Raw genomic sequence first — 9,021 nt, forward strand, 5'->3', positions numbered from 1 at the left:
GGGCAGCCCGCCGCGGACCCGGCGGTGTATCAAACGGCGCGTGCGGATGTTGCAGGACGACCGTAGCGGCTTGCAGGCGCGCCAACTAAGTTACCGCCGCCTTGCCCGTCCACCCCGCAGGCAAGGGGACGCGGACGGGCGTTCCCGGCGCGCCCCAGGGCGCGCCCACGAAGGTGACCCATGGCTGATCTTCGCGACTTCCACGGCCCCAACGCGGGCTACGTGCTGGACCTCTACGAGCGCTTCCGGCGCGACCCCTCCTCGGTGGACGAGGGGTGGCGCTCCTTCTTCGCGTCGTTCACCCCGCCGGCCGAGGCGCCCGCGGCCGCGCCCGCGGAGGGCGGGGCCGCGCCGGCCGCCGCCGGGGTCGACGTCGAGAAGCTGGTGCGCGCGCGCGAGCTCTCGCGCACCATCCGCACGCGCGGGCACACCGCGGCCAGGCTCGATCCGCTGGGGTCGGAGCCGGACCGCGACCCGGCGCTCTCGCCCGCCTTCCACGAGCTCACCGAGGACGACCTGGCGGCGCTCCCGGCCGCCGTCGTGCTCACCCCCGACCCGGCCTCGCGCACGGCGCTGGACGAGGTGCGCCGCCTCTGCGGCATCTACTCGGGGACCATCGGCTACGACTACCACCACATCCCGAACGCCGAGGAGCGCAACTGGCTGCGCCAGGCGATCGAGACCGGCCGCTACCGGGAGCCCCTCTCGGCCGAGGAGCGGAAGGACCTCCTGCAGCGCCTGTCGCAGGTGGAGGGGTTCGAGAAGTTCCTGCACCGCGCCTTCTTCGGCCAGAAGCGCTTCTCCATCGAGGGGACCGACGCCATGGTCCCCATGCTCGACGAGCTGGTGCGCGAGGCCGCCCGGGCGGGCGCGAAGGACGTGATCGTGGGGATGGCGCACCGCGGGCGGCTGAACGTGCTCACCCACGTGATGGAGAAGCCGTACGCGCTGATGCTGGCCGGCTTCCAGAGCGCCCAGCGCGCCCCCGGCGTCGACGACGCGCAGAACACCGACGAGCCCTCGGGCGACGTCAAGTACCACATGGGGTGGAAGGACGAGCGCGAGATCGAGGGGACCACCATCCGCCTCACCCTCTCGCCCAACCCCAGCCACCTGGAGTTCGTGAACCCCGTGGTGGTGGGGATGACCCGCGCCGCGCAGGACGACACGTCTCGGCCGGGGCCGCCGCGGGTGGACCACGGCCAGGCGCTGGCGGTGCTCATCCACGGCGACGCCGCCTTCCCCGGGCAGGGCGTGGTGGCCGAGACGTTCAACATGAGCGCGCTGAAGGGCTACACGGTGGGCGGCACCGTGCACCTGATCGCCAACAACCAGGTGGGCTTCACCACCGATCCGCAGGACGACCGCTCCACCCGCTACGCCAGCGACCTGGCCAAGGGCTTCGAGGTCCCCGTCGTCCACGTCAACGCCGACGACCCCGAGGCGTGCCTGGCGGTCACGCGCCTGGCCTTCGCCTACCGCCAGCGGTTCCGCAAGGACTTCGTCGTCGACCTGGTGGGCTACCGGCGCTGGGGGCACAACGAGGGCGACGAGCCGCTCTTCACCCAGCCGCTGATGTACGAGGCGATCCGCACCCACCCCACCGCGCGCGAGCTCTTCGCCCGGCGGCTGGTGGAGGAGGGCGTCGTCACGCAGGAAGAGGCCGACGCCATGCTGCAGCGGGTGAGCGACGAGCTGTCGCGCACGCTGGAGTCGCTCGGCGAGGGCGGCGGCCACGACGACGAGGACGACGAGGAGCCCTCGCCCAACGGCCGCCGCGCCGACGCGCGGGAGACCGGCGTCCCCGCCGAGCGGCTGCGCGAGCTGAACGAGGCGCTGCTCCGGCGCCCCGAGGGCTTCACCCCCAACGCCCGCCTGGACAGGAACGTGCTCCAGAAGCGGCGCGACGCGCTGGAGTCGGCCCAGCCGGCCGTCGACTGGGGGCACGCCGAGACGCTGGCCTTCGCCTCGCTCCTGGTGGAGGGCGTCCCCGTGCGCCTCACCGGGCAGGACGCCGAGCGCGGCACCTTCAGCCACCGCCACGTGGTGCTGCACGACGCGAAGACCGGCGCCGTCTACAACGTGCTGCACGGGCTGGAGCAGGCGCGGGCCAGCTTCGAGGCCTGCAACTCGCCGCTCTCGGAGATGTCGGCGCTGGGCTTCGAGTACGGCTACTCGGTGCTCGACCCGCAGGCGCTGGTGGTGTGGGAGGCGCAGTTCGGCGACTTCGCCAACGGCGCGCAGGTGATCATCGACCAGTTCCTGGCGGCCTCGCACGTGAAGTGGGAGCAGCGCTCGGGGCTGGTCCTCCTCCTCCCGCACGGCTACGAGGGGCAGGGGCCCGAGCACTCCAGCGCCCGCCTGGAGCGCTTCCTCCAGCTGAGCGCCGAGGACAACCTGCGGGTGGCCAACTGCACCACCGCCGCGCAGTACTTCCACCTCCTGCGCCGGCAGGCCGCGCTCCTGGGCACCGACCCGCGCCCGCTGGTGCTGATGAGCCCCAAGAGCCTGCTGCGCCACCCGCTGGCCGCGGCCACGCTGGAGCAGCTGGCCACGGGCCGCTTCCACCCGGTGCTGGTGGACCGCCCCTTCGGCGGGCACGCGGAAGGCGTCACCCGCCTCCTGCTCTGCAGCGGCAAGGTCTACGTGGACCTGGTGGGCACGGGCGACGAGCAGCGCGCCGAGCGGCTCTCCATCGAGGGCGTGGACCGCGTGGCGGTCGCGCGGGTGGAGGAGCTGTACCCGTTCCCGGCGGAGGAGATCGAGCAGGCGCTGGCGTCGTTCCCGGCGCTGCGCGAGGTGGTGTGGGTGCAGGAGGAGCCGCGCAACATGGGCGCCTGGAGCTTCGCCGCCCCGCGGCTGCGGGAGATCCTGGGCGAGCTGCCGCTGCGCTACGAGGGCCGCCCCGAGCGCGCCAGCCCCGCGGAAGGCTTCGCGCACCGCCACACCACCGCGCAGGCGCGCATCGTCCGCGCGGCGCTCTCCGGCGCGCCGGCGTTCGCGGCCGAGCCCGCGGGCGACACGCTGATCGGCAAGCGGAAGCTGTAGGGAAATTCAGGGGACAGGGAACAGGGTACAGGGTACAGCCAGCCGGTTCGATCTCGGTCGCGGGCTGTCCCCTGTTCCCTATCTCCTGTACCCTGCTTTTGAAGGTCTTAACCCGAGCGCGAAACCCACATGCCCGTCGAGATCCGCGTCCCGCCGCTGGGCGAGTCCGTCGTCGAGGCCACCGTCGGCCGCTGGACGAAGCAGGAAGGCGACCCCGTCCAGAAGGACGAGATCCTGGTGGAGCTGGAGACCGACAAGATCACCGTCGAGGTCGCCGCGCCCGCCGCCGGGACGCTAGGCAAGGTCCAGAAGCAGGAGGGCGAGACGGTCGGCGTGAACGAGCTGCTGGCCGTGATGGAGGCGGGCGCCGCCGCGCCGGCCGAGCAGGCGGGGCAGGCGGCCTCCGCGCGCGCCGAGCAGCAGGCCGGCGCCGAGACTCCGACGCCCACGCCCGAGGCCGCCACGGCCACCGCCACCGCCGAGCCGGAAGCCCCGGCCGGCGGCGCGCAGACCTCGCCCGCGGCCCGCGCCATCGCCGCCGAGCACGGGGTGGACCTGGGGACCGTCCGCGGCTCGGGGCCCAACGGGCGGATCACCAAGGAGGACGTGCTCCGCATCATCGAGGACGGGCGCAAGGCCGCCGGCGCCCCGCCGCGCGAGGCCGCCCCGGCTGCGACTCCGGCGACTGCCGCGACGCCGGCGCCCTCCCCGGAGCGGAAGCCGGCCCCGGCGGCGGCACCGGCGGGCGAGCGGGCGGAGACGCGGCAGCGGATGTCGCGCCGGCGGCAGACCATCGCGAAGCGGCTGCTGGAGGCGCAGCACGGCACCGCCAGCCTCACCACCTTCAACGAGGTGGACCTCTCGGCGGTGATGGAGCTGCGCAAGCGCCGCCAGGACGAGTTCGTGAAGAAGCACGGGGTGAAGCTGGGCTTCATGTCGTTCTTCACCAAGGCCATCATCGGCGCGCTCAAGCAGTTCCCGCGGCTCAACGCCGAGATCCAGGGCGACGAGATCGTCCTCAAGCACTACTACGACATCGGCATCGCCGTGGGGGCCGAGGAGGGGCTGGTGGTCCCCGTGGTCCGCAGCGCCGACCGGAAGAGCTTCGCCGAGCTGGAGCGCGAGATCGGCGAGCTGGGGACGCGGGCGCGCGAGGGGAAGCTGACGCTGGAGGAGCTGCAGGGCGGCACCTTCACCATCACCAACGGCGGGATCTTCGGCTCCATGCTCTCCACGCCGATCCTGAACCCGCCGCAGGTGGGGATCCTGGGGATGCACAACATCGTGGAGCGCCCCGTGGTGGTCGACGGCCAGGTCGCCATCCGCCCGATCATGTACGTGGCGCTCACCTACGACCACCGCATCGTCGACGGCAGCGAAGCCGTGCGCTTCCTGGTCGCGGTGAAGAAGATGCTGGAGGACCCGCTCAGCATGCTGATCGAGGGATGAGCGAGACGCACGACGCCACGCCGGCCGACGACGAGGCCGGGTTCTGGATCGCCATAAGCCAGCCGTCGCTCGAGGCGGTCTGGGACAACGCGGACGACGACGTCTACCAGCAGCTTCTCCAGGGATGATGTCGTCGTGAACGAGTGCGTGAGTGCGTGAGTGCGGGAGTGCGAGGGTGGTTCGCGCTCCCGCACCTTCGTACGTAGATTCCGCCCCCGCGGGCGACGGACCTGTGGCACGCATCCGCCGCGTCCCCGGTTGAAACCGGGGGCTACGAAAGCACAAAGTCCGCCTTCGCGGACTGCGGGGCCGGCGTCCGCGCACGGGGGTGGTTGCGGCGCGGAGGGAGCCCGCGCAGGCGGGGCTTTTCGCGGTTGTTGCCGCGGGTTCACCCGCCCGTGGACGAATGAACGCGACCTGGACTCGGGACCCGAAGATAGATCATGGCTGAAGAGAAAACGTTCGACCTCGTCGTCCTCGGCGCGGGCCCCGGCGGCTACGTGGCCGCCATCCGCGCGGCGCAGCTGGGGTTCAAGACGGCGTGCATTGAGAAGGAGCCGGCGCTGGGGGGCACCTGCCTGCGCGTGGGGTGCATCCCCTCCAAGGCGCTGCTCGACTCGTCCGAGCTGTTCGAGCAGATCCGGCACAAGGCGGAGGCGCACGGGATCAGGGTCGACGGCGCCTCGGTCGACGTGCCCGCGATGATGAAGCGCAAGGACGGCGTGGTGAAGGGGCTCACCGACGGCGTCGCCTTCCTCTTCCGCAAGAACAAGATCGAGTGGATCAGGGGCTTCGGCCGCCTCACCTCGCCCGAGACCATCGAGGTGGCCGCGGAGGACGGCGCGAAGACCACGGTGCGGGCGAAGACCGTCGTCCTGGCGCCGGGCTCGGTGCCGGTCGAGCTGCCCTTCCTCAAGTTCGACCACGAGCGCATCGTCGACTCCACCGGCGCGCTCTCCATCCCCCAGGTCCCCGGCCACCTGGTGGTGGTCGGCGGCGGGGTGATCGGGCTGGAGCTGGGGAGCGTGTGGCTGCGCCTGGGCGCGAAGGTCACCATCCTGGAGGCGATGCCCACCATCCTGCCGGGGATGGACGGCGAGGTGATCAAGGCCGCCGACCGCATCTTCCGCAAGCAGGGCTTCGACATCCGCACCGGCGCGCGCGTCACCGGCGCCGAGCGGCGGGGCGACAGGGTGATCGTCTCGGTGGAGGGGCAGGAGCCGCTGGAGGCCGACTACCTGCTGGTGTCGGTCGGGCGGCGCGCGTACACCGAGGGGATGGGGCTCGAGGAGGCCGGCATCCGCCTGGAGCGCGGGGTGATCCAGGTGGACGGGCGCTACCACACCGGCGTGGGCCAGGTCTACGCCATCGGCGACGCCATCGGCGGGCGGATGCTGGCGCACAAGGCCGAGGAGGAGGGCGTGGCCGCGGTGGAGCTCGCCGCGGGGAAGCACGGGCACGTCAACTACGACGCCGTGGCCAACGTGGTGTACACCTGGCCCGAGATCGCCTCGGTGGGGATGACGGAGGAGGAGGCGAAGGCCGCCGGGCGCGAGACCAGGGTGGGCAGGTTCCCCTGGAGCGCCAACGGCCGCGCCAAGGCGATGGGCGAGCAGGACGGCTTCGTGAAGGTGATCGCCGACGCGGCGACCGACCGCGTCCTGGGGGTGCACATCCTGGGGCCGCGCGCGTCGGACCTGGTCGCCGAGGCCGCGCTGGCGGTGGAGTTCGAGGGCGCGGCGGAGGACATCGGCCGCAGCGTCCACGCGCACCCCACCCTCCCCGAGGCGGTCAAGGAGGCCGCGCTGGCCGTGGCGGGCCGCGCGATCCACGTCTAGCTTCTTGCGAAAGAACGGGGGCGGGAGCCGCCGCGGGAGCGCGGCCCGCCGGGAACCAACAGGAGACGGAGAACGATGGCTACGTTCGAGCTGAGCCAGGACGAGGCGGAATCCCTCGCGGTCGCGCTGCGGTCGTACCTGGGCGACCTGCAGGACGAGATCGGCCACACCGACGACTACGACTACCGGCAGTCGCTCCAGCAGCGGCGCGACCACCTGGAGGCCATCCTCGCGCGCCTGGCGCCGAACTCCTGACGCCGCCGCGCGAGGCGCGATCCCACCCGCTGACGCCGCGCTCCGCCCCGACGGAGCGCGGCGTTCCCTTTGTCCACTAAGGCCACTATGCTCGGCAGGGGCACTGCGTTTTCACCTGCTGCCGGAGAAGGCCGATGGCAACCAGCGACTGCGACGGAACCGGGATCTATACGACGATGAAGGGCGAGAGGCGGGAGATCCGCATTGAGCTGCTCGAACCCGAGATAGGGGAATTCTGCAGCAGGTTGACACCGGCGCAACGGCTCATGGGTGGAGCCTACCTCAACCGTCTCGCTCGCCAGATCATCCGAGACGAGGTAGCCGACCTGCACCCCGACTGGTCATCCGAGCAGATCGACTGCGAGGTGGCGCGCAGGTGGCTGAACGAGGAGTTTTCCGAGAGAGTAAAGGAGGAGGCGCGGCCTTACGAAGGAGTTCATCGCCGATCCCGACTTCCTGGCCTACATCAACGCGTGACCTTGCGGAGGAAGGCGGAGTCGAGGGCGGCGCACTTCGCGTGGGCGTTGCAGACCCAGCGCACGTCATAGGGGCGGATGCGCTCGAAGAGGGAGCGCAGGCTCTCGCGCGCGGTCCGCCTGTCGGTGGTGAAGATCGGGTCGGCGCCCTTGAAGCCGGTGAGCGGCTTGCGCGCGACGGCGTCGCCGGCGAAGAGCACGCCGCGGAAGAGGTAGGCGGCGTGCCCCGGCGTGTGCCCGGGGACCAGGAAGGCGCGCACCGTGTCGGCGCCGAAGGTGAAGAAGGTGTCGGAGGCGAACGGGCGCACAGCCACCTCGCCCGGCCACGGACCCGCCCTCCCCGACACCGACTGGCCGGCGCGCGAGGGGAAGTCGGCGTACGTCGCCCGGCCCTCGAAGAACGGCGCCTCGGCCGCGGACAGGTGGAAGCGGGCGTGGCGCACGGTGCGCCAGGCGCCGATGTGGTCGCGGTGGCCGTGCGTGAGGAACACGTCGGTCACGTCGCGCGGCTCCGCGCCGAGCCGGCGCAGGCGCTTCGCGAGCGCCGCCCCCGCGCCGTGCCAGCCCAGGTCGACCACGATCACCCCGCTGTCCGTGCGCGCCGCGTACACCATGCTCTGCCACGGGCCGCCCGTCGGGAACGCCACCGAGCGCCCCGGCTCCCGCACCTGCCGCAGGTTGTACGTGCAGCCGGCGAGCGCGGACAGGACCGCCGCGAATCCAAGGCGGACCGCGCACCGTACGGTCGCAGCGCAACGGCAGACGGGCGTGCTCATCCGTCCCTCTTGACCGTGCACTTTGTTCGCATTATCATCGTCCAGAACGTGCGTTTTGCTCCTGGAAAAGGAACTGACAATGAAGACGACTCGCCGCGAAGGGTTCAGGCCAGTGGGCGGCACGCTCCGGATCGGACGTCACGTGGTGACGCTGAGCCGCGGCGGCCTGGCGCTTGCCGAGTCGGCACTGGTGGCGGTGTTCGCCGCCCTGGCCGCGACGCTGGCCAACCTCGACGCGCTGGCGGCGGCGGGAGACCGGGCGGTCTGGCTCGTGGCGGCCGCGCTGCTGGGCACCGCGGTGATGCTGGCGGCGCTCAGCCGGCTTCTCCTCGGCGTGGCGTCGCGCAAGGCCGGTCCGCCGTCGCACGGGGTGGAATACCACCTCGTCCAGGTGTACAACCGGCTCCTGGACGAGAGCAGCCTGAATCCGCACGGGAAGGGCCGCGCGTGAGCGAGGCTCCCGGAACTGCGCCGGGATCCGCGCCCGCTGCCCTTCCCGCCCCACCCGACCCGCCCTCCACATCACGCCCGGAGCCCAGGCTCTCCCCGGAGATCTCCGTCTGGGTGGACTCCCGCCTCTCGTCGGTGAACCCCGCGCTCTTCTCGCAGCGCGGGTTCGCCGAGCTCAAGCTGCGGATCGACGGCTACGTCGTGGACCTGGTGACGGAGTCGCGGCGGATCGCCGAGCGGCACCAGGCGGACTCGATCTCGCCGGCGTACGTCCAGCGGGCGAGCGAGCACCTGGTCTCGCGCACCCGACGGCGGCGCTTCACGCTGATCGGGACGCTGGGAGGGATCGCGCTGGGGTCCTCGTTCTCCAGCTTCCTCGACGTGGCGTCGGCCGCCGCGCCCTCCACCCCGCAGGTGCTGATCGCGGCGGTGCTGGGCGTGCTGGGCGCCTTCTGCATCGCGCTGCAGTTCTCGCAGGAATAAGCACGCCCGCCAGCCCGCCGCAAGCCGACGAGGCCCGCCGACCGGGCGGGCCTCGTCTTTCGATCCGAAGCGCGGGCTCATACCACCTTGCAGAGCATCGTTCGGGAATAGGTCCTGAAAGGCCTCACACAGAGAAACGGAGAAACAGAGGACTTCGGTTTTCTCTGTTCCTCTGTTTCTCTGTGTGATTCCAATCTGTTGCTGTTCTGTTTGGAAACAGAACGATGCTCCGAGACGTGGTATCAG

At 71.6% G+C, this 9,021-nt stretch carries 8 protein-coding genes; 7 read left to right on the forward strand and 1 reads right to left on the reverse strand.

The window, feature by feature from the left end; genetic code table 11:
* Positions 1–180: 180 nt before the first annotated feature.
* From VF746_17625 to VF746_17645, 5 genes are all read left to right on the forward strand, one after another.
* Positions 181–3,048: a 2-oxoglutarate dehydrogenase E1 component gene (locus VF746_17625; GenBank protein ID HEX8694245.1), complete on the forward strand. Its 2,868-nt coding sequence runs from the start codon at positions 181–183 to the stop codon at positions 3,046–3,048.
* 129 nt (positions 3,049–3,177) lie between these two features.
* Positions 3,178–4,497 carry a 2-oxoglutarate dehydrogenase complex dihydrolipoyllysine-residue succinyltransferase gene (gene odhB, locus VF746_17630; protein HEX8694246.1) on the forward strand — a complete coding sequence of 440 codons (1,320 nt, stop codon included), beginning with the start codon at positions 3,178–3,180 and terminating at the stop codon, positions 4,495–4,497.
* Entirely contained in the window at positions 4,494–4,625 is a 132-nt protein-coding gene (locus VF746_17635; GenBank protein ID HEX8694247.1) for a hypothetical protein, read from the forward strand. The genes odhB and VF746_17635 overlap by 4 nt, the downstream gene beginning before the upstream one ends.
* Positions 4,626–4,940: 315 nt before the next feature.
* On the forward strand, positions 4,941–6,335 hold the full coding sequence (gene lpdA, locus VF746_17640; GenBank protein HEX8694248.1) for a dihydrolipoyl dehydrogenase: 1,395 nt from the start codon (positions 4,941–4,943) through the stop codon (positions 6,333–6,335).
* A gap of 75 nt (positions 6,336–6,410) precedes the next feature.
* Entirely contained in the window at positions 6,411–6,590 is a 180-nt protein-coding gene (locus tag VF746_17645) for a hypothetical protein (GenBank protein ID HEX8694249.1), read from the forward strand.
* A gap of 466 nt (positions 6,591–7,056) precedes the next feature.
* Here VF746_17645 and VF746_17650 read toward each other — a convergent pair whose 3' ends face one another.
* The gene (locus VF746_17650) at positions 7,057–7,842 is read right to left on the reverse strand and encodes an MBL fold metallo-hydrolase (GenBank protein ID HEX8694250.1); all 786 of its coding nucleotides are present in this window, start codon (positions 7,840–7,842) and stop codon (positions 7,057–7,059) included.
* Positions 7,843–7,921: 79 nt separating this feature from the next.
* Here VF746_17650 and VF746_17655 point away from each other — a divergent pair, with 79 nt between their 5' ends.
* Both VF746_17655 and VF746_17660 read left to right on the forward strand, forming a co-directional pair.
* Complete coding sequence (locus VF746_17655; protein HEX8694251.1) at positions 7,922–8,293, forward strand: hypothetical protein; 372 nt, start codon at positions 7,922–7,924, stop codon at positions 8,291–8,293.
* Positions 8,294–8,406: 113 nt separating this feature from the next.
* The gene (locus VF746_17660; GenBank protein ID HEX8694252.1) at positions 8,407–8,775 is read left to right on the forward strand and encodes a hypothetical protein; all 369 of its coding nucleotides are present in this window, start codon (positions 8,407–8,409) and stop codon (positions 8,773–8,775) included.
* The last annotated feature ends 246 nt before the right edge of the window (positions 8,776–9,021 follow it).

It is taken from the genome of Longimicrobium sp. (genome assembly GCA_036389795.1).
GTDB lineage: Bacteria > Gemmatimonadota > Gemmatimonadetes > Longimicrobiales > Longimicrobiaceae > Longimicrobium.